Annotated in this window: 19 protein-coding genes and 6 pseudogenes; 11 read left to right on the top strand and 14 right to left on the bottom strand. The window is 70.0% G+C overall.

The window, feature by feature from the left end; translation table 11 throughout:
* Positions 1 to 1,094: 1,094 nt before the first annotated feature.
* The 5 genes and pseudogenes from OG332_RS02030 to OG332_RS02010 form a co-directional block, all read right to left on the bottom strand.
* Positions 1,095 to 1,889 (bottom strand): annotated as a pseudogene (locus OG332_RS02030) (IS256 family transposase); the annotation flags it as partial.
* An 88-nt stretch (positions 1,890 to 1,977) separates the two neighbouring features.
* Positions 1,978 to 3,339 carry an IS110 family transposase gene (locus OG332_RS02025; RefSeq protein WP_327411792.1) on the bottom strand — a complete coding sequence of 454 codons (1,362 nt, stop codon included), beginning with the start codon at positions 3,337 to 3,339 and terminating at the stop codon, positions 1,978 to 1,980.
* A 368-nt stretch (positions 3,340 to 3,707) separates the two neighbouring features.
* Positions 3,708 to 4,145 (bottom strand): annotated as a pseudogene (locus OG332_RS02020) (transposase); the annotation flags it as partial.
* A 224-nt stretch (positions 4,146 to 4,369) separates the two neighbouring features.
* Complete coding sequence (locus OG332_RS02015) at positions 4,370 to 5,077, bottom strand: hypothetical protein (protein WP_327411790.1); 708 nt, start codon at positions 5,075 to 5,077, stop codon at positions 4,370 to 4,372.
* A 112-nt stretch (positions 5,078 to 5,189) separates the two neighbouring features.
* Positions 5,190 to 5,627 (bottom strand): hypothetical protein, encoded by a 438-nt coding sequence (locus tag OG332_RS02010; RefSeq protein WP_327411789.1) that lies wholly within the window; start codon positions 5,625 to 5,627, stop codon positions 5,190 to 5,192.
* 506 nt (positions 5,628 to 6,133) lie between these two features.
* Between OG332_RS02010 and OG332_RS02005 the strand changes: the two genes are divergently transcribed.
* Positions 6,134 to 7,375, top strand: a complete 1,242-nt coding sequence (locus OG332_RS02005; RefSeq protein WP_327411484.1) for an IS256 family transposase — start codon at positions 6,134 to 6,136, stop codon at positions 7,373 to 7,375.
* A gap of 177 nt (positions 7,376 to 7,552) precedes the next feature.
* Here the strand turns inward: OG332_RS02005 and OG332_RS02000 are convergent.
* A pseudogene (locus OG332_RS02000) lies at positions 7,553 to 7,630 on the bottom strand (hypothetical protein); the annotation flags it as partial.
* A 106-nt stretch (positions 7,631 to 7,736) separates the two neighbouring features.
* Positions 7,737 to 7,895: a hypothetical protein gene (locus OG332_RS01995; RefSeq protein ID WP_327411788.1), complete on the bottom strand. Its 159-nt coding sequence runs from the start codon at positions 7,893 to 7,895 to the stop codon at positions 7,737 to 7,739.
* 691 nt (positions 7,896 to 8,586) lie between these two features.
* Here OG332_RS01995 and OG332_RS01990 point away from each other — a divergent pair.
* Positions 8,587 to 10,551 (top strand): HelD family protein, encoded by a 1,965-nt coding sequence (locus tag OG332_RS01990; RefSeq protein ID WP_442816092.1) that lies wholly within the window; start codon positions 8,587 to 8,589, stop codon positions 10,549 to 10,551.
* Between the two features lie 107 nt (positions 10,552 to 10,658).
* Here the strand turns inward: OG332_RS01990 and OG332_RS01985 are convergent, their stop codons facing one another.
* Together OG332_RS01985 and OG332_RS01980 are read right to left on the bottom strand one after the other, a co-directional pair.
* The gene (locus OG332_RS01985; protein ID WP_327411786.1) at positions 10,659 to 10,946 is read right to left on the bottom strand and encodes a hypothetical protein; all 288 of its coding nucleotides are present in this window, start codon (positions 10,944 to 10,946) and stop codon (positions 10,659 to 10,661) included.
* 184 nt (positions 10,947 to 11,130) lie between these two features.
* Positions 11,131 to 11,313 (bottom strand): hypothetical protein, encoded by a 183-nt coding sequence (locus OG332_RS01980; RefSeq protein ID WP_327411785.1) that lies wholly within the window; start codon positions 11,311 to 11,313, stop codon positions 11,131 to 11,133.
* Between the two features lie 396 nt (positions 11,314 to 11,709).
* Here OG332_RS01980 and OG332_RS01975 point away from each other — a divergent pair, with 396 nt between their 5' ends.
* Positions 11,710 to 12,534, top strand: a complete 825-nt coding sequence (locus OG332_RS01975) for a tetratricopeptide repeat protein (protein ID WP_327411784.1) — start codon at positions 11,710 to 11,712, stop codon at positions 12,532 to 12,534.
* Between the two features lie 213 nt (positions 12,535 to 12,747).
* Here the strand turns inward: OG332_RS01975 and OG332_RS01970 are convergent, their stop codons facing one another.
* Positions 12,748 to 13,464 carry a hypothetical protein gene (locus OG332_RS01970; protein ID WP_327411783.1) on the bottom strand — a complete coding sequence of 239 codons (717 nt, stop codon included), beginning with the start codon at positions 13,462 to 13,464 and terminating at the stop codon, positions 12,748 to 12,750.
* A 407-nt stretch (positions 13,465 to 13,871) separates the two neighbouring features.
* Here OG332_RS01970 and tpg point away from each other — a divergent pair.
* Positions 13,872 to 14,282 (top strand): annotated as a pseudogene (gene tpg, locus OG332_RS01965) (telomere-protecting terminal protein Tpg); the annotation flags it as partial.
* A 207-nt stretch (positions 14,283 to 14,489) separates the two neighbouring features.
* Positions 14,490 to 15,467, top strand: a complete 978-nt coding sequence (locus tag OG332_RS01960) for a phage baseplate protein (protein ID WP_327411782.1) — start codon at positions 14,490 to 14,492, stop codon at positions 15,465 to 15,467.
* A gap of 699 nt (positions 15,468 to 16,166) precedes the next feature.
* Here OG332_RS01960 and OG332_RS47745 read toward each other — a convergent pair.
* Positions 16,167 to 16,289: pseudogene (locus OG332_RS47745) on the bottom strand (VOC family protein); the annotation flags it as partial.
* On the opposite strand from OG332_RS47745, the gene OG332_RS01955 reads away from it, so the two are divergent.
* The 4 genes from OG332_RS01955 (at position 16,261) to OG332_RS01940 (ending at position 18,979) form a co-directional block, all read left to right on the top strand.
* Complete coding sequence (locus tag OG332_RS01955; RefSeq protein ID WP_327411781.1) at positions 16,261 to 16,596, top strand: hypothetical protein; 336 nt, start codon at positions 16,261 to 16,263, stop codon at positions 16,594 to 16,596. The pseudogene OG332_RS47745 and the gene OG332_RS01955 sit on opposite strands and share 29 nt — an antisense overlap.
* Before the next feature lie 177 nt (positions 16,597 to 16,773).
* A complete protein-coding gene (locus tag OG332_RS01950; RefSeq protein ID WP_327411484.1) occupies positions 16,774 to 18,015 on the top strand; it encodes an IS256 family transposase in 1,242 nt (413 codons plus the stop codon).
* A gap of 328 nt (positions 18,016 to 18,343) precedes the next feature.
* Positions 18,344 to 18,595, top strand: a complete 252-nt coding sequence (locus OG332_RS01945; protein WP_327411780.1) for an antitoxin MazE7 — start codon at positions 18,344 to 18,346, stop codon at positions 18,593 to 18,595.
* A gap of 3 nt (positions 18,596 to 18,598) precedes the next feature.
* Entirely contained in the window at positions 18,599 to 18,979 is a 381-nt protein-coding gene (locus OG332_RS01940; RefSeq protein ID WP_327411779.1) for a toxin Doc, read from the top strand.
* Here the strand turns inward: OG332_RS01940 and OG332_RS01935 are convergent.
* On the bottom strand, positions 18,959 to 19,300 hold the full coding sequence (locus tag OG332_RS01935) for a hypothetical protein (protein ID WP_327411778.1): 342 nt from the start codon (positions 19,298 to 19,300) through the stop codon (positions 18,959 to 18,961). The two genes, OG332_RS01940 and OG332_RS01935, sit on opposite strands and share 21 nt — an antisense overlap.
* A gap of 629 nt (positions 19,301 to 19,929) precedes the next feature.
* On the opposite strand from OG332_RS01935, the gene OG332_RS01930 reads away from it, so the two are divergent.
* A complete protein-coding gene (locus OG332_RS01930) occupies positions 19,930 to 20,310 on the top strand; it encodes a protease inhibitor I42 family protein (protein WP_327419076.1) in 381 nt (126 codons plus the stop codon).
* Positions 20,311 to 20,487: 177 nt separating this feature from the next.
* Here the strand turns inward: OG332_RS01930 and OG332_RS01925 are convergent.
* Positions 20,488 to 21,246 (bottom strand): annotated as a pseudogene (locus OG332_RS01925) (IS110 family transposase); the annotation flags it as partial.
* A gap of 12 nt (positions 21,247 to 21,258) precedes the next feature.
* Between OG332_RS01925 and OG332_RS01920 the strand changes: the two are divergent.
* Positions 21,259 to 21,990 carry a hypothetical protein gene (locus OG332_RS01920; protein ID WP_327411777.1) on the top strand — a complete coding sequence of 244 codons (732 nt, stop codon included), beginning with the start codon at positions 21,259 to 21,261 and terminating at the stop codon, positions 21,988 to 21,990.
* Here OG332_RS01920 and OG332_RS01915 read toward each other — a convergent pair.
* Positions 21,974 to 23,596 carry a carboxylesterase/lipase family protein gene (locus OG332_RS01915; protein WP_327419075.1) on the bottom strand — a complete coding sequence of 541 codons (1,623 nt, stop codon included), beginning with the start codon at positions 23,594 to 23,596 and terminating at the stop codon, positions 21,974 to 21,976. The two genes, OG332_RS01920 and OG332_RS01915, sit on opposite strands and share 17 nt — an antisense overlap.
* Positions 23,597 to 23,795 lie beyond the last annotated feature (199 nt).

Here is a 23,795-nt window from a genome sequence, read left to right as displayed (position 1 = left end):
GTCCGCGCGCCCGGCGCGATCCGCGCAGCGGGTCCCGCCGCCCTCGCTCGCTTCTCGGTCCACATGTCGTAACCGCCACACAATGGCGCCGCCGCAGACCGGACGCCTACCTCGCAGCCTGTACGTCTCAAGCCCCTGGCATGTGGTCGCGGTGATGCGAACACGACTGACATCGCGATTCGCCGGCCTGGTAGACCGGGATGGCGACGTACCTGGCTCTCTTCGACGATTCCAGCACCACCTGGCGTATCGAACCCTCAGCCCTCACTCCCGCTCTGCAAGACATCTGAGCCGACGCGATCATCGATCCGACCAACCGGAACGAAGCTCGGGGCTTCGCCCGGAGCTTCCAGACGTCGAGTGGTCCAGCTGCGACGTACCTGCACACGGACGGCACATGCCTCTCCATCGATGCGGCCCTCGCCGACGCGGCCGAGATCCACTGTGTATTCCGTCGGTACGTGCCAGGGTCCATGGAAGTGATCTTCTGCGATCAGGGCTACGACTTCGACCTGGTGATCACACCCGACACCACCCCAGCAGAACTCATCGGCAAGGTGGACGCTTTGCCGTAGTCATCTCCGGACGCACACCAGTCGGATGCGGGCTCGGAGCGGAATACGGCACTCTTCGAATGACGCTCCCCGCCCCGGAGACCGCATGCTGTGGGAGACCACCCGCGACGCCCACCTCGCCCGCCTCGCCGACGAGCAGCCCCGTGTCACCTGCCCCCTCCGCCCGCCGCTCGCGCGTCGTCATGGCCGAGCCCCCGCTCGCCCAGCTCACAAACTGACCGCGAAAGACGAGACGCACCGCCTGGACCGCGCGATCGTCGCCATCAGTATCAACCCCGAACTCGGCACCGAAGTCCCCGGCACCCTGCTGCGGGACTACGCCGACGACGCCGCGGTACGGGTGATCTGCTGCGTGACCGGCCTGCGGACCGTCACGATCGTGGCGTACGTCGAAGCCCGAACACCGAACAGCGGCCTCCCTGTCCTAGACGAACCGGGCGGTGGAGGAGAAGTGGGAGTATCACGAAAGCGGTGTTCACCACTCGGTTGGCGTAGAGGTTTCTCGTTGGTCTGGTTGGCTCACACACGTTCGGCCGAGAGGCGGCCGTCGAAGGCGATGTCGAAGGCGTTCATGGCCTCTTTCCAGCGGCTGGTCCACCGCTTGCGGCCCTTCCCGGTCGGGTCGAGGGCGAGGGTGGTGAGGTAGAGACGCTTGAGGGCGGCGGTCTCGTTCGGGAAATGCCCGCAGGCGTTGACCGAGCGCCGGTAGCGCGCGTTCAGGCTCTCGATCGCGTTCGTGGTCGAGATGATCTTCCGGATCGGCGGTGGGAAGCCCAGGAAGGGCACCACCTCGCTCCAGGACCTTTCCCAGGCACGGACCGCGGCCGGGTACTTGGCCTGCCATTTCTCGCTGAACTCGGCGAGCCGGGCGAGGGCCTCGTCCTCGTTGGCGGCGGTGTAGACGGGCCGCAGGTCGCGGGCGGCCTTGTCCCAGTCGGCGCGCGAGATGTACTTCAGCGTGGTGCGGATGAGGTGAACGATGCAGAGCTGGACCACCGTCTGCGGGAAGACGGTGTTGACCGCCTCGGGCAGGCCCTTCAGGCCGTCGCAGACGAGCATGAGCACGTCCCTCACGCCGCGGTTCTGCAGCTCGGCAAGGACGTTCTGCCAGTATTTGGCGCCCTCGCCGCCGTCCCCGGCCCACAGTCCGAGGATCTCGCGGTGGCCGTCGCAGGTGACCGCGAGGACCACGTAGATGGGGCGGTTCGCCACCGCACCGTCTCTGATCTTCACGTTCACGCAGTCCACGAACAGGACCGGATAGACCGGATCGAGCGGGCGCGTGCGCCAGTCGGCCATGGCGTCCAGGGCCTTGATGCTGAACGGAAAATCGAACCTCAGCCGGGCAGGCGGCAGCGTCCGTTCCGCGGAGCGGGACGGACGTCGGGAACGAGGAGTGCGGTCAGGCCGCAGTAGTGGGGGCGGCGAGGGTGACCTGGTGGCCGAGGGCCTGGAGCTGGCGGACGAGGTCGCGGGTCTTGCGGGCGGGGTTGAGATGTCGCTGGTGCCAGTCGGCGCCGAGTTCCTGGTAGCGGGCGTCGGGGTCGTTGATCAGGTGCCAGGTGATGACGAGTATCGAGCGGGCGACGGCGACGAGGGCTTTGGCGTGGCCGCGGCGTTTGACGATCCTGCGGTAGCGGGCGCCGAGGAAGGTGTCGGTGCGGGCGGCGGCGTTGGCGGCCTCGCCGAGGGCGCCCTTGAGCCAGGGGTTGCCTTTGCCGGCTGGGCCGGTGGTGTTCTTCGCTCCGGACTGGATCGTGCGGGGGCACAGCTTCGCCCAGGAGACCAGGTGCTCGGGGGTGGGGAAGCGGCTCATGTCCAAGCCGATCTCGGCGAGGATGATCTGGGCGGTGGCCGGTCCGATGCCGGGGACCGCGTCCAGACGCTCGGCCAGTTCCCGCGCGGTCACAGCGTCACGGGCTGACGACGTGCTGGTGTCGTCTGTGCGGGGCGGTCCGGTTCCGGTGCCGTCGTGCGGGGCCCTGGTCTGTTCCATGAGGTCGGCGATCAGCCGGTCGAGTTCCCGGACCTGCGCGGTGAGGTGGTCGATGGTGCCCAGCAACACTCCCAGCAGGCGGCCGTGATGTTCTTCGAACTGCCCGGTGAGTGCCTCGGCCAGGGCCGGCTTCTTCTTCACCAGGCTCCCCTTGGCGAGATCCGCCAGAGCTCGGGGGTTGCGTTCACCGGCGGCCAGGGCGTCGAGCATGGCCCGGCCGGAGAGGCCGAAGAGGTCCGAGACAACGTCGGACAGCTTGATCTGCGCGTCCTGCAGGGCCTTGTCCACCCGGTGCTTGTGCCGGGTGCGTTCCTGGATGAAGACCGTGCGGGTGCGGGTGAGGTCCCGTAGCTGCCGGACCGGCTTGGGCGGTACGAACGAAGCGCGGACCATGCCGCGTTCGGCGAGCTTGGCCAGCCAGACCGCGTCCAGCTTGTCGGTCTTCGGCCGGCCCGGGACGTTCTTCACATCGCGGGCGTTGACCAGCCAACATTCCAGGCCACGGGCCTCCAAGAGGTAGAAGAAGGGCCGCCAGTACGAGCCCGTCGCCTCCATCACCACCCGCTGGACACCCTGGCAGACCAGCCGGTCGCCGAGCTCGAGGATCGCGTTCGTGGTGGACGCGACCGTCCAGACCTGCTGGACGCGCCGGCCTTCAATGGTGTCGTGCGGGACGCGCAGACACACCATCCCGGACGCCTTGGCGATGTCGATCGCCGCGACCCGGGCAACACTTCCGTCGTCGTGGTCCTCCCTGGACTCCTCCATCGTCTTCCTCCCCTTGCGCAAGGTGCGGGCGGGGGCTGCCCGGGAAGCCTGAGGGGAGACAGAGAAGCTGAACGGCGTGCTCGAGACGACAGTGTGCGGCCCCTCGGACGGCTCCCTCACCAGACTCCTATGCGGGCTCACAGCCCAAACATCAAGCGGCGTCGGCGGACAGCCCCCGTACCGATTTTCACGCTCGCGAGGCGTCAACCGCAGGTGAACGGCTGACTCCTATCAGGTCATGCTCCGCCCGGCCGGAGCCCTGGGGAACCGGGCCCCGGCGGTCGGACAGATCAAGGCAAGGACAGTCCAGCAGGACGTCAGTCAGTGATTGGGTCACGACCACCGGGGACCCGTGTACCACTATGACTGTCGGTGATGGTGGAGACCGTCTCCTTGGAGGTCTCCATGCCGTACGTCTCGGCGAGATGCGCGACGATCTCCCCGGAGGTGAGCCCCTTCGCGGTCAGCGAGAGGACCATCTCCTCCAGGCCGCCGGTGCGGCGCGCGTACTTCGGCAGCAGGCCGGAGGTGAAGGTGCCCAGCCGGTCCCGGGGGACCTGCACCGTCACACTGCCGACCTCCGTCATCACCTTCCGGGACCGGTGGCCGTTGCGGGCGTTGCCGCCCGAGCGCGAGCCCCGGCCGCCGGTGCGGCCGGCCTCCTCGGCCAGGTGCAGGTCCATCTCCGCCTCGACGGCGGCCTGCATCAGGTGCCGGGTGAGCTCGACCAGCAGGCCGCCCTCGCCCATCAGCCTGAGCCCGCCGTCGCGGACCTTGCCGGCGGCGAGCTCGGCCAGCTCGTCCATCAGCCCGGGGCTCAGCCCGTGCGCGGCCGCCGCTTCCCGGCTCGCCGCCGTCATCTTCGATGTCACACCGGCACCGTCAACGTCCCTGTCGAACACCGCAACCGACACGCCGTCAGCGTCCTCGATCAGGTGACCGTTCTCCGCGTCCATCAGGGGTCCCTTCTGAGCAAGTGCCCACCTGATTCATGACACTCCCGGAGAAGTGGGTGGCGAACTTCTCCTTCTCAGTGGCTGTGACCGTCGTTGTGAGCCGGGGGCGTGGACGCCGGCTTCGGTGTGGATGTGGTGGCCGGCGCGGGGGTGGTGGCCGTGGGGGCGTGGTCGTCGGTTGCCGGTTCTTCTGCGGTGCCGTGGCTGTGGCCGCCGCCGGGCGCGGTCTCCATGGGCGCGGCGATTTCGCGCAGGCCGAAGAGGGCGAGGGCCGCTGCGGCGAGGATGCTCAGGCCCAGCAGGCTGAAGATGCGCTGCCAGGGGGTGTCGGCGTCTTTGATGACGTAGGCGATGAAGGAGACGACGATGTCGGCGGGGACGAGGACGGCTCCGCGGGCGGGGAAGTCGTCGAAGTGCTGGAGGCCGCCGCTGAGCATGCCGATGCCGAATGAGAGCAGCAGCGAGGAGCCGATCACGATCAGCATGCGCGCGGGCCCGGGCCGCTCGCGGGTGAGGAGGAACTCGTTGAGGACGGTCGCGGCGAGGAAGACGAGTGCGCCGTAGCCGGCGATGCGGGTGTAGCGGTCGGGGTCGAGCGGGTGGTGGACGACAGCGCCGCTGATGAGGCCGGCGCCGACGAAGTAGCCGACGTATCCGAGATAGCGGGCGGCCAGTGAACGCTTGTGGGAGGAGTGGGCCTTGCGCCGGGCGGCCCGCCCGGTAGCCGGAGCGTGCGACGTCTGCTCCGTGGTCCGGGCGTCGATGAGTTGGGAGGAGGTCATGTCGTTGCGTTCCTTGGGTGCTGCGTGCGTGGCTCATCACCCGGCGGGCTGCGGTGGGGCGGGCCGGGACAGGCGATGAGAGTCAGGACAGATCGGGGCGAATGGCCCGGATCTATACCTGCTGCACCACAGAGCTGAGGGAACTTCGCAGGGGAGGCAGGCCGCAGGGGAGGGTCTGGGTCCAGGGCTGCGGCGTCATCGCGGCGAAGGCGGGAGTCCGCTCGCCGAGGGGGACCAAGTGCGGGCCGGGCAGGTCGATGCCCTGCTGCGGGTGGCCGGAGGCGCATGCCTCGGCGGGGTGTGAGTGCCCGCTGTCGTCGTCGCGTCCGTCGGGCTTCTGGCCGTCGTGGGTGTGGGCGCCACCGATCTCGGCGGGCACCCGATGGGGCACCGTTACAGCGCCGCCGGTGACGTGGGCGGAGGCGCTGTCGGCTCCGGCGGCATGGGTGTAGAGGAAGGCGAACAGCAGGGCGGCCAGCCACAGCAGCCTGAGAGGACCCGCCGCCCGGCGGGTCCGCGTCGTGCCGAATGCAGCCCGGGCCGTGACCATGGCGCGACCTTACCCGGCGACCGGACGGCGCTGCTCGCCAGCCCGGTTGCCGATCACACGAAGCGGAGAGTCGGGGGGTTCAGGGAGCCGGACGCAGGCCGTCGGGTGCCGGCGACCAGGTGCCCGACGGCGGCCCGAGAGGTGAGGGCGGCCGCCGAGGCCAGGGCCTCGGGCAGTACTGGGCGAGCTCGGCGGGCGGGACATCGCCGCGCAGGTCCCCGGTCTCGGCGGCCTCGGCGACCAACTGCCGGCGCATGCCCTGCAGGTGCTGCTGCGCGTGGGTGACGTGTTCGCCCTGGTGCAGGAGGGCGGCGAGTTCGCCACGGTGCCTCCGCCGCGCGATGCCCGATGGCGTCCCGCCACGTGGTGTAGCCGATCAAGGGTGAGGTGTGCGCGGGCTTGCTCGCCGGGCGCACACCCGCGGAGGGCTCGCGCTCTCTGCGCATGAGGTGGGCCACCATGCAACTCTCCGTATTGAACGGCCAGTTCAACAACGGAGGTGCGAGGTGGCCCTGTCCCAGTCTGACCTATTACGCCTGCTGGAGTCACTACGCTCGGCAGACGGACTCGAACTCGTCCGCGGCATCGCCGAGCGGATGCTGCAGGAGCTGATCGAGGCCGAGGCCGCTGCCCACATCGGTGCCGGCTGGAACGAGCACACCGAGGCCCGTACCGCCTTGCGCAACGGGCACCGCGAGAAGACGCTCACCACCCAGGCCGGCGACCTGGAGCTGGCCATCCCCAAACTGCGCGCCGGAAGCTTCTTCCCCAGCCTGCTGGAGCGCCGGCGCCGGATCGACCAGGCCCTGTACGCGGTCATCGTGGAGGCCTACGTCCATGGCGTGTCCACCCGGTCGGTGGACGACTTGGTCAAGGCCCTGGGCGCGGACACCGGGATCTCCAAGAGCGAGGTCTCCCGGATCTGCGCGGACCTGGACGAGCCGCTGACCGCCTTCCGCACCCGGCCGCTGGACCACACCCGCTTCCCCTACATGTACCTGGACGCCACCTACTGCAAGGCACGCGTGAACCACCAGATCGTCTCTCGCGCCGTGGTCGTCGCCACCGGGATCACCGAGGACGGCGGCCGCGAGGTCCTGGGCGTCATGGTCGGCGACAGCGAGACCGAGGCGTTCTGGGCCGAGTTCCTGCGCTCCCTGCGCGAACGCGGCCTGACCGGGGTCCGCCTGGTCCTGTCCGACAGCCATTCCGGCCTGGTCAAGGCGATCCGCAAGGTCATGCTCGGCGCCGCGTGGCAGAGATGCCGTGTTCATTTCCTGCGAAATGTCTTCGCGGTGATTCCGAAGGAGGCGACCGAGATGGTCGCCGCAACCATCCGCACAGTCTTCGCCCAGCCCACCCAGGACGCGGTCCGCACCCAGCTCGACACCGTCGCCGAGATGCTCGGCAAGCAGTTCCCCAAGGTCAAACAGATGCTCCTGGACGCCAAGGACGACCTGACCGCCTTCGCGGCCTTCCCGGAACGGCACTGGAAGAAGATCCAGTCCACCAACCCGCTCGAACGGATCAACCGCGAGATCAAGCGCCGCACCGACGTCGTCCAGGTCTTCCCCAACGACGACGCCCTCCTGCGACTGGTCACAGCCGTGCTCTTCGAACTGCACGACGAATGGATCGCCTTCCCCCGCCGCTACCTGCCCGAGGGAAGCATGGACGAGATCTACCCCACCGAGCTCCCTAAAAGCGCCCCCGCACCACCCAACGCCACCAACGCGCCCACCGAGTGATCGGCTACACCACGAAGGGGGACATGACCCGATGCCCGCGTAGGCCTCCAGCACTGCCGTGAGCCGTTCGAGAGCTGGGCCCTCCTGGTCGCGGATGCCCGCGAGCGGGTGGAGATGGCCCGGCGGCCTGCCGTTCGTGCCAGGCCAGCAGAACGGCCTCAACGTGGAGAAGTACTTGTAGAGCGTCACGCGGCCGGTACCTGTCTCCTCGGCGATCGGTGACATGGTCAAGGACCGCAGGCCGCCCTCGGCCACCAGCTTGGCGGTGGGGAAGGCGGCGTTCCGGCGCGCTTTCTGCCTGCTCCTGGTCGTCTCGTGTGCGGTACGTGCTGTTGGCTGGCGAGATCCGGATGGCGATTTGTCAGCGGGCCGCAGGCGGGCGCATTCCGCGCTGCCGGTTGCCGAGTCCCACGTATCGCCGCTCCAGCGCAGCCAAGCCATCCGGCCTCGTCAGCACCAGGTTCTGGCGGTCGGTCGACTGCTGGTCGGTCGGCACCCGCTTGTAGGCCAGGTTGGCCATGCCGTTCCCGTTGTAGTGGTCGCATTCGACCCCAGCTGTCAGTAAACCCTGTCATCAGCCGTCATCGGATCTGATGGGATCGGCGCGCTGCCCGGCCTCGGAAAGCCCGGGTTCATTGGACGCCCGCCGCGCCTGTCGTCATTCGTTCCTTTGACGACATCAAAGACGCGGAGGCCGAAGATCGGCGGATCCAGTCTGGGTCCGCCGCGACCGACGGCGGCGTGGTGCTGCGGTCGAGGTCTTAACCCATTCTGTGCTCGTCTCTTCGGTCGGGTCGCCAGACGAAGCGATCAGATGCCCCCTGGCAGTGAGCTCGATGGCGCCGGTCGCTTCGCCGGATCTTCCCCCTTTTCCCGAGCGCGGCAAAACATCGCCGGCATCCAAGTGCGGGCTCGCCACAAGGCAGGCGGGCATCGGGAGCGCAATGAGCGATATACGGAACGGCGGAATGCATGATATGCCATACGGTCAGCCGTCATGGATTCAGTCGTAGGGCCATGGCTTGCCAAGTAAGTCAAGACTTACTTTTAGGGAACTTTGACCGTATGGTGTGGCTCGAATCGAAGGAGCCCCCTTGTCGAAAATGAATGATCCTGCTGTGCGTGCGGTTGAATCGGAGCGGGATTATGTGTCCTCCTTATATGAGTTGCTTACCGAGCGGCTTTCCGAGGCGCGAGTACACCGAGCGAGTGTGCTGAAGGCCCCGGCGGAAAGCGCCGGTGAGGCATACGAGAGAGAAATTGCCGCCGAGCGTCTGGCCAAGGAAATCGGCCGGCTGGAGGGCGCCGAAAGGGGGCTGGTCTTCGGGCGCATCGACTGGACGGATGGCACGGCCCTGCGCATCGGGCGGATCGGACTGCATACGGAGGAGGATGACCTGCCTCTGCTCGTGGACTGGCGCGCGAACGCGGCGCGGTCCTTCTACGAGGCGACACCGGTCCACCCGATGGACCTGCGGCGGCGCCGCCACCTGCGCCTCGAGGAGCGCACGGTCATCTCGGTGAGCGACGAACTGCTGGACGGGACCGCCCCGACCGACGAGGACGTCGTGGGGGACGGCCCGTTGACCGAGGCTCTGTCGGCACGGCGTACGGGCAGGATGCACGCGGCCGTCGCGACGCTGCAGGCCGAGCAGGACGAGATCGTCCGCTCCGCCCACCGCGGGGTGACCGTGGTGCAGGGCGGGCCCGGCACCGGCAAGACGGTGGTCGCCCTGCACCGGGCGGCCTATGTCCTGTACGCGTTCCCGCGCGCCGCGGAGGAGGGCGTCCTGGTGGTGGGCCCGAACGCCCGGTTCCTCGACTACATCTCCCAGGTCCTTCCCTCGCTCGGAGAGAACGACGTCGTTCTGGCGACCTGCCGGGAACTGGCCGGAGTGTCCACGGACACGGTGGACCCGTTCGATACGGCGCGCCTCAAGGGCAGCTCCGACCTCGCCGACGCCTTGGCCGGCCTGCTGCGCGTCCATCAAGCCCCCGCCGGCGACTTCACCGTGCGGGTCGGACAGGAACTGGTTCACCTCTCCGTCGAGGAAGTCGCCACGGCACGCGACGCCGCCGTGGCAGCCGTACCGGGGCACAACCCCGCGCGCCAGGTGTTCAAAGAGCTCTTGGTCGACGCCGTCACCGACGCGATGCAACGAGACATGGGCGACCTCCTGGAGCAGATCGACGCCGATGCCGAAAGGATGACGGGCATCAACCTCGACCGGTTCACGGGAGCCGCCCGGCGCCGCGGCGAAGGTGCGGCCGACTCGGGTCCGGTCCACGAGCTGGACCTGGACGCCATCCGAGCCGATCTCCTCGACGACGCCGGCGTCGACCGAGCGGTCGAGGTGTTGTGGCCGCGGCTGGTACCCGGTGACCTCGTGAAGGCGCTCCTGACGAACGCCGGCGCTCTCGCCGAGCGCCTGCCCCGCCTGACCGCGCAGGAGCGGTCCCTTCTGCTGCGCGCTCCGGACGACCCGTGGACCGATGCCGATGTGCCGTTGCTGGACGAGGCGGCGAGCCTGGTCGACGGCCCCCCCGAGCAGACGTACGGGCACGTCGTCGTCGACGAGGCGCAGGAACTGACCGCCATGCAGTGGCGGATGATCGTCCGCCGCTGCCCGGCGAGGGCGATGACGCTGGTGGGTGACTTCGCCCAGGCAGGCCCGGTCGCGACAGCACGCGACTGGAAGGAAGCACTGAGCCCCCACGTCGGACCGCGGTTCAAACTGCACAACCTGACCGTCAGCTACCGCACCACGCAGGAGATCCTGGAGAGCGTCCGGGACCTGCTCGCGCGGATCGCTCCGGACCAGAAGCCCACGCGGTCACTGCGAAGCGGTGAGAGCCCTCGCACCGTGACCACATCTGCGGACGGGTTGGTCGCCGCCGTCGTTCAAGCACTCCGCGCCCAGAGCACCGCGCACCCGGGCGAGCTTCTGGGAGTGATCTGCGCGGACACCAGGGTGAGCGAGCTGACGGCCCAGGGCATCGCTCACCACGCACGCATCGTGCCGGCGTCCGAAGCACGCGGCCTGGAATTCGACGGGGTCGTCGTCATGAACCCCGAGGAAATCATCACGGCCCGCCCCGGTGGGGAAAGGGACTTGTACGTAGCCCTGACCCGGGCCACCAAGCGCCTCTGCACCATCAGGGTCCAGCCCGCCTGACGACTCGGCGCCCGCGTCGTCGCCGCGGGCGCACCCGGCGCGGTACAGACACCGGCCCGCGCGCACGGGGCTGCTCGCCGCCTCACCGCTCGTGGCCGCACCCGGCATCACGCGGCCCGGTCCAAGCCGACGACGTTCAGATCCCCTTCGCGCAGCAGGGTGAAGTCGACGTCGAGCTTCGGGTCGTACGCGTCGGGTTCGATTCCGAGTTCGTGCGTGCTGTACTCGCCGAACCGCTTGATGTGCTCGGTCAGGCACGGCGCGTACGCCCTGGTGGCCGAAGCCGACCCACTGGGAGAACCGGTTGAACGGCTCGACCTTGTTCGTCGCGGGCCGCGCACGGAGACGGCCACCCGCATCAGGTGCCGGAACTGGGACTGTAGACGGCCTCCCATACCCCGCACGGGATGAAGTGTGTGAACAGCGCGATGTAGGTGTCCATGTGGGTGCCGTCCGCCGCCACGGCGGTGCCGTCGCCCCATGCCTGGGAGTCGACGCGGGCGTGCGCGTTGAACCAGGTCGGCGAAGGCCTCGTTCAGCAGCGCGATGGAGAAGTGCCGGTTCGCCACGTACGACAGCTCATGCCCGGACACCGCCGGGGATGTGCCTGGCCGCCTCGTACGGGCCAATGTCGGTGCCCTTGACGAAGGTGGTGAGCACGTAGCGGCCGAACGGATCGTCAAATTGCGGGTCGTTGCCCGCGGGTGGGCCGAAGCGTCGCCACCCTTCCACCCAGTACGCGGTGCGGGCCCTGATCCCCATCAGGGTGCGGCCTTCTTGATCTTCATGGCGACCCGCTTGCAGAGCATCGTCGCCAGGTCGTCGCGCACCCGCGTCCGCGCCTTGTGGGCCAGGCAGGCCGGCAGTGCGACCCGCTTGATGACCGCGTAGTCCCGCAGTTCGGAGGCGTCCGCCGCATCTGCTTCCCGGCGAAGTCAGTGACCTTCGGCGCGGCGACGCCGTCCACCCACACCGACGTATCGCCGAGCTCGTCCAGCCACTCCAGGTGCGTGAACAGCCGCTTGAAACGGCCGCCCAGCCGTAGCACACCGCAATGCCCGGGCCACGCAAGGGCATCGAGCGCCGCCGTGGTGTCCAGCGGGCGCGCGTGGCCGCCCGCGAGCGGGCACCCCCGGCAAGCATCCGTATGCTCCGGACATGAAACTCTTCAGGTCGTGGGGCCGCAACGACGGCGGAAAGATACCCCCGTTGGCCCAAGCCATGGCCCTGTACCGGGACGGGCGCTATGCCGAGGCGGAGGCCGAGGCCCGCGCGGTGGCGGCGGCCCGGTCCCGGCTGCGCGACGACGCGCACGCACCGCTGGCGCTGAGCATCGCCGCGCTTGCGGCGGGTGCCCAGGGCCGCCACCCCGAGGCGCTCGCCGCATATGACGCACTGCTGCCGGTCTTCGGAAGGGTGTTCGGAGCCGAACACCCGCAGACCCTGAAACTGCGCTCGGACCGAGCCCAGGCGCTGACCGCACTCGCCCGGCACGCTGAATGCGAGGCGGAGTGCACGGCCGTCGCCCAGGCCGCGAACCGCGGCACAGGGCCGGAGATGCCGCTCATAGCGGCGGCCGCCCGCAATGGACTGGTCTTCGCCCTCAACGCGCAGGGACGCCACCCGCAGGCCGAGGCACTCGCCTGCGAGGCGCTCGCCGCCTATCAGGTACCGGACCGGCTCACCCTGGTCCTGCGGCTCGGCCTGGCCCGCAGCCTCAACGGCCAGGCCCGCCACGAGGCGGCTCTCACCGAGGCGGAGCGCGCCGAGGAGCTGCGCCGCAGCCTGCCGGAGGAGGAGTGCCGCTCGGAGACCGGCGCTGTCGAGCTGGCCATGGCCACCGCCCTCCTGGGGCTGGGCCGCGGCGGCGCGGCCCGGACCCGGGCCGCAGCCGCCCACGACGCCTGCCTGGCCGCCTTCGGCCCGGACCATCGCCGCACCGCCGAGGCCCGGGCGTTGCTCGACCGCATCGACGGCGCTTGACCGAGCGCGCGACACCACCGTCGACCCGGCCGCACGCCACATCGTGGGCAGCTCATCCGGCCACCGCGCTGAGCCGGGCGAAGGTTGCGCGCGTCCTGCTGAACTCTGGTTCGGCGCACTGAGCGCTCTGGTTGGCCGGTCGGGCCAACCAGAGGGTTCTGAGCGCGCTTCCGTGATGACTACGGCTGAAGGATGATGCGTGTCCTCGAACTCCTACGGGCATCCCAAAGCCGATGCCGCCCAGCTTTCGGAGGGCGGTCCGCCCTGTGGCGTGCCGTTCACCAGCCAGGACCCGTTCCACTCGACGTTCCACACCTCGCCCCGGGAGTTCTCGAACTCCACGAAACTTCCCGGGGCGCCTTCGAGGAGCCTGAGCTCCCTCTCCAGCACGTCGTGCGTGGTGAACCCGCGGGACGGACCCACACTGCCGCCGCCGGTCCTCGTGTTCTCGTAGCGCATCTTCAGGTACGGGACCGGTAGCCGGGAGATGCGTGTCGGCCGCAGCATGTGCTTGAACCGCAGGACCGCCTCCTCCAGGTTCTCGTCCCCGCGGAACTCGCACTGGTACGCCGGGAAGACTGCTGAGACGACTTCGTTCAGGGCCTCGTTCCGCCCCTGGTGGTAGCCGTGGACAGATGGTGCAACTGCTGCCACGGCGTCAAACCGGTAGGCCGAGAACCCGGGGACGACCGCAAGAGGTCGCGCGTCCGGCCCACGCCCGAGCGAGTGCTCTCTCGCGAACGCAAGAACAGCCCTGGCCAGACCTTCGTCGTGGACGTCGAGCGAGTTCGTTTGGTAGGCCCAGCGCCCATCGACGTCTACGGCGAGGGAGAACACGAAGCGCGACATCGGTGACCAGCACCAGGCCATGGGCAGGCCGGGTACCTCTTCGACGTTTCCGTACTGCGCGACGGCCTGTTCGATGTTCACGCCCGTTATTCTCACCTCCCCACATCAGCCGCGTCGTCGCCGAGGAACGAGCCGGTTGCGATCAGTTCTCGGGCTCTGCGCCGTGCGCGCTCGTGTCCGCGTCGGGCCAACGCACTGACCCGCTGGTTCGCGTCGTTCCGCGTCCCCGCGCGCTGAGCGTCGAGCCGTCACCACAGAGGTTGAGCCAGAACCCACTACCTCGTGAACAGAGCCACAGGCACCTTCAAGCGCAGGCACCCATGCCATCGTCCGCTACGACAGAGCTCCGCCATGTCCGTCCCGCCCGGCACCCGGGCCGACTGAGCTCGCCGAGGAGCCGAAGACACCGGTGGCTTTGCCTTCCTCGTCTTTGGCTTGGCCTTCGTTGGCGCGCTGACCGGACGAAGTCGACCTCGCGCGGGGGCAGGCAGTTGCCGTCGACCCGCGCGGTCGCGGAGGAGCTCGGGGTCAGTCAGCGGTCGGTGGAGCGGTGCCGCAAGGGCGACCGGAAGACGCCGCCGAAGGTGATCACGGACCGCATCGACACGGCCGTACGCGCTCCCTGGCAGCCCGTGGTGCGCGAGCGCCGCCGCAAGGAGGCCGCCACCAGCACCGGCATCACGGTCGAGACGCGGGCCCGGTTCCGCTTCACCGCACGTGTCGACACCACCGACGACGGCCGCATGTGACGCCTCACCGTCCACCTCCCACCCGCGTGCCCGCAGCGCCTCTTCGACGCCCGCGAAACGGGTGCGAGCGACCGGCGGATGCGCCAGATCGTGGCCGACGGCTTGCAGGAGGTCTACTTCAAGGACGGCGGATGCCGCGCGAACGACCTCGGAGTCGAGTTCACGGCACGCCGGTACAGCCGATCACGCAAGGCAGCGGAGCGGCGGAGTCCGCGAGGCCGCCAGATGGCCAGCAGGGTGTGCCTGGCTCGTGGGTAACCAGATGCTCAACCACCCATCGGGGCCCGGCAGGTCACACCACCCCTGCGACGGTTAGCATCGTGGCCGTGCCCTCCCCCCATGCCCTCGGAGGCCCCCATGAATCGCACCCCTGGCTTCTCCCTCTCCCGCCGCGGCCTCATACGCACCGGTGTTGGCGCCTCACTTGCCGCGCTCGGGCTTGGCGCCGGTGCTCAGACCGCTTCGGCCGATGTGACCGTGACCAAGCGGTTCGATCTTTCGGAGCCGTCGTACGACCTGTTCCGGTCCAAGGACACGCACGGTGCGCGGGTCCAGCAGAGTTTCGCCTTCGACTGGGTGAACAAGTTCCTGTTCGTGGCGACCAAGCGGAGTGGAAGCGACGAGTCCGCCGGTGACCTGTGCATCAACAAGATGGACTTCGACGGGAACTACATCTCGTACATGCACCTCAACGGCTTTGGCCACGGCGTCGCCTTCGCCGCGCTGCCGAGCGGTTCCGGCACCGAGCTGTGGATCGAGTGCGACGCGAACACCAGCGGGTACGGCACCGCGCTCGCCCCCATTCGTTACACCGCCAACACCACCCTGGACTCGCCGGCTGCCGCGGCCGCCTACCGGCCGATCTCCGGGGCCACCGAGTACACCTGCTCCGTTGACCCGGTCTACCAGCGCATGATCGTTCGCTATCACACCAGCGCCGGCAAGCGCATCGCGGTGTATCCTCTCTCCGCCTTCGAGACGCGCAGCTTCGGCTCGCCGCTGGTCGACTTCAAGCAGCCGACGATCTCCGGCACCCCACAGGGCTACACCCTCTACGGCTCGTACATGTACTACCTGACGGGCGACGCGTACCCCGGCGACGGCACTCCCACCGGCGACGGCAACTCCTACGTCACCAGCATCGACATCAACACGGGCACCGTGAAGCAGGGCCCCGTCCTTACCAAGGCCGGCTCCACCCTCCACCACCGCGAGCCCGAGGGCCTGGCGATCTACCGCACCGACGCCGGCGAGGCCCGCCTCTTCATCGGCTTCGCCACCGGGGTGGAGGGCGACCGGCGCTCCAGCATCTTCTACAAGAACGCGCTGGTCTGAACCAGTCCGCCCGGCGGCCCGTCGTCCCCCGCCGGGCACCGCCCCCCGGTCAGACGTCCCCGGCGACCGGCAGGCATCCGAATCGACCGGTGGGCCGAGATCCTGCGCCGGGCGATGCCCGAGGGCCTGGCGTGCGACGCGATCCTCGCCTCCCCGGCCTGGCCGGACATCGCCGCCTCCCATGGCAGGTCTCGACGCCGCCGGTATCGACGTCGCCCGGATCCTCACCGCCGCACACGCCACCGGCGCCGGCGTCGACCAGGCCGTCGCCGCCGTCATCATGGCCGCTGCTGCTGCGCCACCTGCTCCCGCTCCGAACAGCCCGGCCGCGGTTTCCGCTCGGCGCCCGCTCCCGCCGCGGCGGCGGACAAGGGCGCGCTGTGGGCAGACCTCGCGTACTGCTTTGGTGGGCTGTCTCGTGGACGCGACCCTCCACTTCCTGACGACGCCGGCGCCCGTGCCGCCCGCGCCCGCGTGCCGGGCTGTGGTCTCCCCGGCCGCAGCCCGCTCCCGCTCCACCACCACCCCCGCCGCGGCCCCGGGCAGCCGGCCCCGGCCGAGGCCGCGGTCCCCGCCGACCGCCAGCGCGCGCCCAACATCCCGGGCGACTCCCTTATCGCCAAGGACATCAGCCCCGACGGCTGGGCGGTCGAGGCTGGCGGTTCCGGCCCCGGCGGTCAGCGCCACGCCGACGAACAGGGGTCGGTTGCGAGGCCCGGCGCTGATCACCGCGGGGCTGCGGTACTTCGCCGGCTCGAGCCGGCTGTGACCGTCCGGGGTCCGGACCATCGCGATGTCACAGCGGACGCCGTTGGCGCTCGTGTTCACCGCGGCCGGCCCGGGCGGCACCGTGCAGGTGCAGACCCGCCGCGGGGCGCCGGTCCAGGACCGGTGGCCGGACCTGGTGGCGGCCGCCGAGGCACAGTTGCCGAACGGCCCGGCCCTCGATGGCGAACTGGTCGTCTGGGACGCCGAAGCGGGACGCTTGTCGTTCGAGGCGTTGCAGCGCCGAGCCGCCACCCGAGCCCGCGGCGCCGCCGGCCCGGCTGCGCGCGCCAAGACGCCCAGGTCGTCCTGGACATCATCGCCATTCAGGCCCGCCACGCCGCAGTCCTTCGGCGCCGTCTGATCTGCCTGGTCCACAGCGGATGGCGTCCCGCCACGTGGTGTAGCCGATCAAGGGTGAGGTGTGCGCGGGCTTGCTCGCCGGGCGCACACCCGCGGAGGGCTCGCGCTCTCTGCGCATGAGGTGGGCCACCATGCAACTCTCCGTATTGAACGGCCAGTTCAACAACGGAGGTGCGAGGTGGCCCTGTCCCAGTCTGACCTATTACGCCTGCTGGAGTCACTACGCTCGGCAGACGGACTCGAACTCGTCCGCGGCATCGCCGAGCGGATGCTGCAGGAGCTGATCGAGGCCGAGGCCGCTGCCCACATCGGTGCCGGCTGGAACGAGCACACCGAGGCCCGTACCGCCTTGCGCAACGGGCACCGCGAGAAGACGCTCACCACCCAGGCCGGCGACCTGGAGCTGGCCATCCCCAAACTGCGCGCCGGAAGCTTCTTCCCCAGCCTGCTGGAGCGCCGGCGCCGGATCGACCAGGCCCTGTACGCGGTCATCGTGGAGGCCTACGTCCATGGCGTGTCCACCCGGTCGGTGGACGACTTGGTCAAGGCCCTGGGCGCGGACACCGGGATCTCCAAGAGCGAGGTCTCCCGGATCTGCGCGGACCTGGACGAGCCGCTGACCGCCTTCCGCACCCGGCCGCTGGACCACACCCGCTTCCCCTACATGTACCTGGACGCCACCTACTGCAAGGCACGCGTGAACCACCAGATCGTCTCTCGCGCCGTGGTCGTCGCCACCGGGATCACCGAGGACGGCGGCCGCGAGGTCCTGGGCGTCATGGTCGGCGACAGCGAGACCGAGGCGTTCTGGGCCGAGTTCCTGCGCTCCCTGCGCGAACGCGGCCTGACCGGGGTCCGCCTGGTCCTGTCCGACAGCCATTCCGGCCTGGTCAAGGCGATCCGCAAGGTCATGCTCGGCGCCGCGTGGCAGAGATGCCGTGTTCATTTCCTGCGAAATGTCTTCGCGGTGATTCCGAAGGAGGCGACCGAGATGGTCGCCGCAACCATCCGCACAGTCTTCGCCCAGCCCACCCAGGACGCGGTCCGCACCCAGCTCGACACCGTCGCCGAGATGCTCGGCAAGCAGTTCCCCAAGGTCAAACAGATGCTCCTGGACGCCAAGGACGACCTGACCGCCTTCGCGGCCTTCCCGGAACGGCACTGGAAGAAGATCCAGTCCACCAACCCGCTCGAACGGATCAACCGCGAGATCAAGCGCCGCACCGACGTCGTCCAGGTCTTCCCCAACGACGACGCCCTCCTGCGACTGGTCACAGCCGTGCTCTTCGAACTGCACGACGAATGGATCGCCTTCCCCCGCCGCTACCTGCCCGAGGGAAGCATGGACGAGATCTACCCCACCGAGCTCCCTAAAAGCGCCCCCGCACCACCCAACGCCACCAACGCGCCCACCGAGTGATCGGCTACACCACGAAGGGGGACATGACCCCACAGCGACGATCCGAACGCAGGGTTCGAACCCGTCGGCGCCATGCCGGGCATGTGGAACCGCAGCGAATGGGCTGACTCCGGAGACCGTCGGCGCGCTGCGCGACGACGGCATGTCCGCCGAAGCGGTGGTCACCGCGCTGGGCGCAACCCACTCCAGGGCTCTGGTTCTGCTCCTGGCCGCCCAGGCGGACGACGGCTCGCGTCGGAGGCCCCGTGCGGACGGAGGCGGCGGATTCCCGAAAGGGTATTCGTGAAGGTATTCATGCGTGCATACTCGGGGCATAGCTGATACCACTGTGAAGATCGACTTCGAGACCAGGGACCGCCTTGCCGCCCTGGCTGCCGCCCACGGCAAGAGCATGCCTGCCTATCTGGCGGAACTGGCCATCGAGGGTGAGAACCAGCTCGCCCTGGGCCGGGCCACGGCGGCGTTCCGCGAGGCGGTCGGCCGACCGGGCGTCGCGGCCGCGTTCGACGCGGAGTTCGACACGGAGTTCGACACGGAGTTCGGCGCACCGCCCGCGTCCGGCGGAACCCGGGCGGCCTGACCCTTGGAACTGCACATCGACATCCGCTGGCTCCTGGACCGTCAGGAGGAACTCCTCGGCAAGGACCTCGGCGTCATGGACTATTCGGGTCTGGTCGCCGCGGTCGCCCGCCACCGGGTCAACACCCCGTCCTGGGGGACGGACGAGCCGGACGCGTACTGGCGGGCGGCGGCGCTGCTGGAGCAGATCGTCCTTACCCGCCCGCTGCCGGCCCGGAACGAGTACTTCGGCTACGGCGTCGCCGTCGCCTACATCAAGGCCTCCGGCAAGGACATCGACGCCGCCTTCGAACCGTGGCGCGACCTGATCACCGACATCCGCGCCCTGCGCCTGACCGTGTACGACGTAGCGGACCGACTCCGCTCACTGCGCCCGGCTTCCTGATCGGCTGGTGATCAGCAGCGGCCCTGTGCTGCATGCGGCGGACGCCCGGCCGCGAGAGTGCGGTCGCACGAGCCGTGCGCTGCGCGGCCTGTCGCGAATGGCCGCCGGGCGGCCGGGCCACGGACGGCCGCTGCCGCCCGCCTTTTGACGGGCCCCGGCGGCGTGCTGGTGGGGGTGGACGATCGTGGAGTCGACCGCGATGACCCAGTCGAGGTCTCCCTCGGCATCGGCCTGAGCGAGCAGCGCGGTGAAGACCTTCTCCCAGGTGCCGTCGGCGGCCCACTTCCGGAGGAACCGAAATGCTCGGGCAGGTTCATCCACGGCGTCCCGGCGCGGTACTTGAACGCGATCGCGTCGATCACCTGCCGGTGATCACGCCACCGCCCACCCCGCTTCGGAGTCCTGTCCGGCACAACGGCTCGGCCCCGGCGGCTCCGGCGGGCAGCAGAGCGACCGCGACGCCTTCAAGCAGCGCCTGGTGGCGGTGACGGCGGTGAGAGCTGGGGCGGCGTGGGGCCGGAGGGGCAGGGACGGGTCAACGACACCGCCGTCGGCAGTGCCACCGCACCGACTACGAGCGCCAGGACCTGAGCAGCGCCTCCGAACGCAGGGCGGTCCTTACCGAGGCCGAGAAGTCGGTGGCACACGGGCGGCCGGTTCCTGTCGACGTCTCGGGCGAGGAGGGCGCTCACGCGATGACCATCATCGCCCAGGAGGGTGACATGCTTCAGGTGTACAACCCTGGGGCTGGACCCCCTGGGTCAGCGAGGACGACTTCATCAACGGCTACGCGGGCAAGGTTTGCAACAGTGATCTCCCCAACGAGTACGGCGTATGTCTTTTGCGGTGGCAGGAGCGGTGCAGCGATCGCGGCGGCCGCGCTCCTCGCTCTCGCCACGGGCTGCGGGTCCGGCACCGACGAACCGGCCGGCGGCTCCGCGAGCCGCCCGGTGAAGGACACCAGCATCACTGCCGAGCCGGGCGAGCGCTTCACGCTCACGGTCGACCAGAACGCCTCAACCCGCGAGTACTGGTACCTGGTCGACCCCAAGCCCGACAGCTCCGTGCTGGTCAGCCGCGGCCAGGTCTACGCGTCGGATTCCGGCGGCGAAGCGGTGGCCGGTGCCGGTGGCCGGCTCACCTTCACCTTCGAGGCCAAGGGCAAGGGGACCACCCGGTTCACGCTGCTGCACTGCACTTTCACCACCTGCCAGGGCAACACCTCCACCCTGCCCCCCGAGACGACCGGGCCCTCCGCCACCCCGACCACGGGGGCGACCACCCCCTCCCAGGCGCCCGAGCGCATCACGTACACCGTCACCGTCAACTGAGCCGCAGCGGACAAGTCCCGGCCTACGACGGCCGCGCCCACCGCTCGCGCGCCGAGGCCTTCCGGGCGGTGTGCGGGTGGGGATGGCGCGGAGCTCGACGATGGACAGTACTTCCACCGGTACCGGGTGACCGGCGGCCCGATGCCGGTCACCGGCTTTGTCGCTGAGATCCGGGTGGGGGAACGAACTGCCGTCGCCGACGTCGATGAGGATCCTGGCTCCGGTCCTGACGCCGATCCCCGGCATGGACGTCAGGACCTTGGAAAGAGGGTGGTTCTCCAACACTTCCTCAATCCGAGCGGCCAAGAGTTTGCGCTGGTCAAGGACGGCGGTGAGCGAGCCGGCCAGGCTCGGGACGATCAGCGCGGCCGCGTCCGTGCCCGGGACCACGACGGTCTGTTCGTCCAGCGCGGTGAAGATCTCTTCGACCAGCCGCTCGGCCATCCTCGGCGCCTTCGGACGTATCAACGTGATCAGCCGTCGACGTCCGGCCTTGCGGATCTGGGCCGGGGACCCGAACCGTTCCAGCAGCATCAGGACGGCCGGGTGCTGGATCCGCGGGCCGAGGACTCGTTCCAGATGCGGGTGGATCCGTGTCATCAGGCCGCGAAGCCGGTTGCTGATCCGGGTGGCCTCGCCGGCCAAGTCGTCGTCGAACCCCACGATCATCTCCAGCTCGGCGATGGTCTCGTCCTCGAGATCGACCGAGCGAAGGGTGTGTGGCATGACGCGGGCCGCGTCCGCGATGACGAACGCGTCGCGGGCGTCGGTCTTGGCCTCGCCGGGATGGAGATCGGCGATCCGTCGCATCGTCAGCCCGGGAAGGTAGGCGACCGGGCAGCCCATGTCCCCTGCCACCGCCAGCGGCAGAGCGCTGATGGAGGCCGGCTGATCGAGGCGGAACCGGGACGACCGGGATCGCCTCTTGCTGACCAAAGGGGGATGGTCGTGGCAATCGCAGCGAGGTCCGTGACGGGACGCGTGATGGTGGCGGGGCTCCTGTGCGCCGTTCTGGCGGGGTGCGGGACCACCCGGGCGGGGCAGGCCGCGCCGCCCGCCGCCGTCCCCACGCTCGCGCCGGCCGAGTGCGACCTCGACGTGCCGACGGACGAGGGCACCGGCGGGGACGCCGGTCCGCCGACGGACCAGGAGACCGGTGCCCCGGCGGGTCCGCCCACGGACGAGGACACGGGAGCCCCCGCCGGTCCGCCGACCGACGAGGAGACGGGCGGCTACGCCGGTCCGCCGACGGACGAGGACACCGGTGCCCCGGCGGGTCCGCCCACGGACGAGGACACGGGAGCCCCCGCCGGTCCGCCGACGGACCAGGAGACCGGCGGATACGAGGGTCCGCCCACCGACGGCGAGATGGGGAACGGCGGTGGCCCCTGTGGCCCGGCGGACTGGTTCGACATGACCCGGGACTTCAACGCCCACTACGACAGGCGCCGCACCGAGCAGGACGCCGACATCCGTGTCAGGGAGACCCGCGTCCGCAAGGTCCGCACGGTCGGCGAGGCACGCATCACCTTCACCACCAGGGAGGTGGGCAAGGGCGCTGCCGAGGACGCCCGCCGGATCGCCGACGTCTTCACCGCATGGCGACGCCAGGTCTACGGCGACACGGGCACCCTCACGCTCCGCACCGACGAATACACCGTCATCACCCAGAAGTGGTGACCCCGGGCCACTGCGCGTCCCAGAGCGCGCAGTGGTGTTCGGCCCCCGCGTCCACCGTACGGATCCCGCCCGCGCCCGGAGCCAGGGACAGCACCGCCGCCGCCGATCCGTGGCGCGCCCATTGCGGGGCTCCCGGCACGGCAGGGACGCCCGTGCGGGCGAATCCGGTCCAGTAGCCGGTCATCCGGTCCGCGAGCTGCTGCTGGGGGTCGGTCAGCGGAGCCATCGTGAACAGGTAGGGAAGTTCGAAGCCGTGCGCCGCGCCGTACGGCAGCCCCGGCACCTCCGGCAGACCGGTGAAGTTGGGCGCGTCGCGGTCACTGAACCGGTACTCGAACGTCGGCACGTGCCGGGCCAGCGCCCCGCCGTCCCGCAACGCCGGGCAGATGAACGACGCGTCCGTCAGCAGGGTGGCCCAGGCCACCGCCGGCGTCGGGTAGGCCGACACCGGATAGCCGGCCTCCACGGCACGGGCGGCCGAGGCGCCGAAGGACAGCTCAAGCCGGGCCTGGTACGCGGCTTCGTCGCCGATCGGATACGCGGCCAGGGTCTGCGCGAGGAAGAGGCGCATCTCGTCCTGCGTGGCGCCCTGCATCACCGGCACCCGGTGGAACCGTCCGGCCGCCAGCGCCCGCCGGGGCTCCATCGGCAGCGTGCCGTTGCCGTAGGAGACCAGGGAGAAGCGCTGCATCAGTTCGGCGGTCGCGAGGGCGCCGGAGTCCAGGCGGCGCAGGCAGTCCAGCACTCCGATGGGCCGCCCGCAGCCGAGCCGGGCCGCCGCCAGGACACCCTCCTCGACCGTCCGCCGCTCGGGCACGAAGGGCTCGTACGCGCCGAGGCCGGGCAGCAGCGACCGGGGAGGCACCGTGGTCGAGCACGACCCGCTCTGCACGATCGCCTTCTGGAAGAGGCCCGCGGAGGCCGGGGAGGTGAGGTGGGCGCAGACGCTGAGGGCCCCCGCCGATTCACCGAAAACGGTGACGTTGCGCGGGTCCGCGCCGAAGCCCTCCACGTTCGCCCGCACCCAGCGCAGCGCCGCCCGCTGGTCCGCCAGGGCGAAGTCGGGGGCCCCGCCGAGCTCCGGATGGGCGAACAGGCCGAAGACGCCCAGCCGGTAGTTGACGGTTACCACCACGGCCCCGCCCCGCACGGCCAGCCGGTCCGGCCGGTAGGGATCACCCGCGCCGCTGAAGAAGCCGCCGCCGTGGAACCAGACCATGACGGGCCGGAGCCGGCCCCCGGCGTCGCGGCCGCCCGCCGGAGCGGTGACGTTGAGGTACAGGCAGTCCTCGGAGCCGCTCGGCCCGCCCGGCCCGATCGCCGGGAGCTGCACGCAGCGCGGACCGGGCGCTCCGGCGTCGCGCACGCCCTCCCACCGGGGCGCCGGCTCCGGAAGCCGCCAGCGCAGTGCACCGGTCGGGGGAGTGGCGAAGGGGATCCCCTCGAAGGTGCTGTACGCGCCGTGCGCCCGGCCGCGTACGGGCCCCCGGTCGGTGCCCGCGACGGGACCCGTGTCAGCAGCGGGCCGCTCCGGCGGTGCGGCCGCGCCCAGCAGGAGCAGCACCACCGGCAGCAGCAGTGCGAACCGGCGACGGACCTGGCGCATGGCGGTCACCCCGACGACCTTTCCCCGGAGGACCCCGGAGGACCCGGGCGGGCCGGGGCGGTCCGGCATGGAGACCCCCGTTTGCCCGCCCCGAATGGCGCAGTGAGCAGAACTGGCACTCAATGTAACAAAGCGTGCGCTTCCCATGACGCACGATGACCGGCGCGCGATGTGTAGACCCGCGCGTCGGCGAACGGAG

This window comes from Streptomyces sp. NBC_01233 (assembly GCF_035989305.1).
Classification (GTDB): Bacteria; Actinomycetota; Actinomycetes; order Streptomycetales; family Streptomycetaceae; genus Streptomyces.
This window is presented reverse-complemented; position numbering and strand designations above follow the sequence as displayed.

What these genes read in the sequence shown, in the direction of transcription:
- OG332_RS02025 (WP_327411792.1), bottom strand. Translation starts at nt 3,339, where the DNA reads ATGGAGGAGTCCAGGGAGGACCACGACGACGGAAGTGTTGCCCGGGTC.
- OG332_RS02015 (WP_327411790.1), bottom strand. Translation starts at nt 5,077, where the DNA reads ATGACCTCCTCCCAACTCATCGACGCCCGGACCACGGAGCAGACGTCG.
- OG332_RS02010 (WP_327411789.1), bottom strand. Translation starts at nt 5,627, where the DNA reads ATGGTCACGGCCCGGGCTGCATTCGGCACGACGCGGACCCGCCGGGCG.
- OG332_RS01995 (WP_327411788.1), bottom strand. Translation starts at nt 7,895, where the DNA reads ATGGCCAACCTGGCCTACAAGCGGGTGCCGACCGACCAGCAGTCGACC.
- OG332_RS01985 (WP_327411786.1), bottom strand. Translation starts at nt 10,946, where the DNA reads ATGGGAGGCCGTCTACAGTCCCAGTTCCGGCACCTGATGCGGGTGGCC.
- OG332_RS01980 (WP_327411785.1), bottom strand. Translation starts at nt 11,313, where the DNA reads ATGGGGATCAGGGCCCGCACCGCGTACTGGGTGGAAGGGTGGCGACGC.
- OG332_RS01975 (WP_327411784.1), top strand. Translation starts at nt 11,710, where the DNA reads ATGAAACTCTTCAGGTCGTGGGGCCGCAACGACGGCGGAAAGATACCC.
- OG332_RS01960 (WP_327411782.1), top strand. Translation starts at nt 14,490, where the DNA reads ATGAATCGCACCCCTGGCTTCTCCCTCTCCCGCCGCGGCCTCATACGC.
- OG332_RS01955 (WP_327411781.1), top strand. Translation starts at nt 16,261, where the DNA reads ATGTCACAGCGGACGCCGTTGGCGCTCGTGTTCACCGCGGCCGGCCCG.
- OG332_RS01915 (WP_327419075.1), bottom strand. Translation starts at nt 23,596, where the DNA reads ATGCGCCAGGTCCGTCGCCGGTTCGCACTGCTGCTGCCGGTGGTGCTG.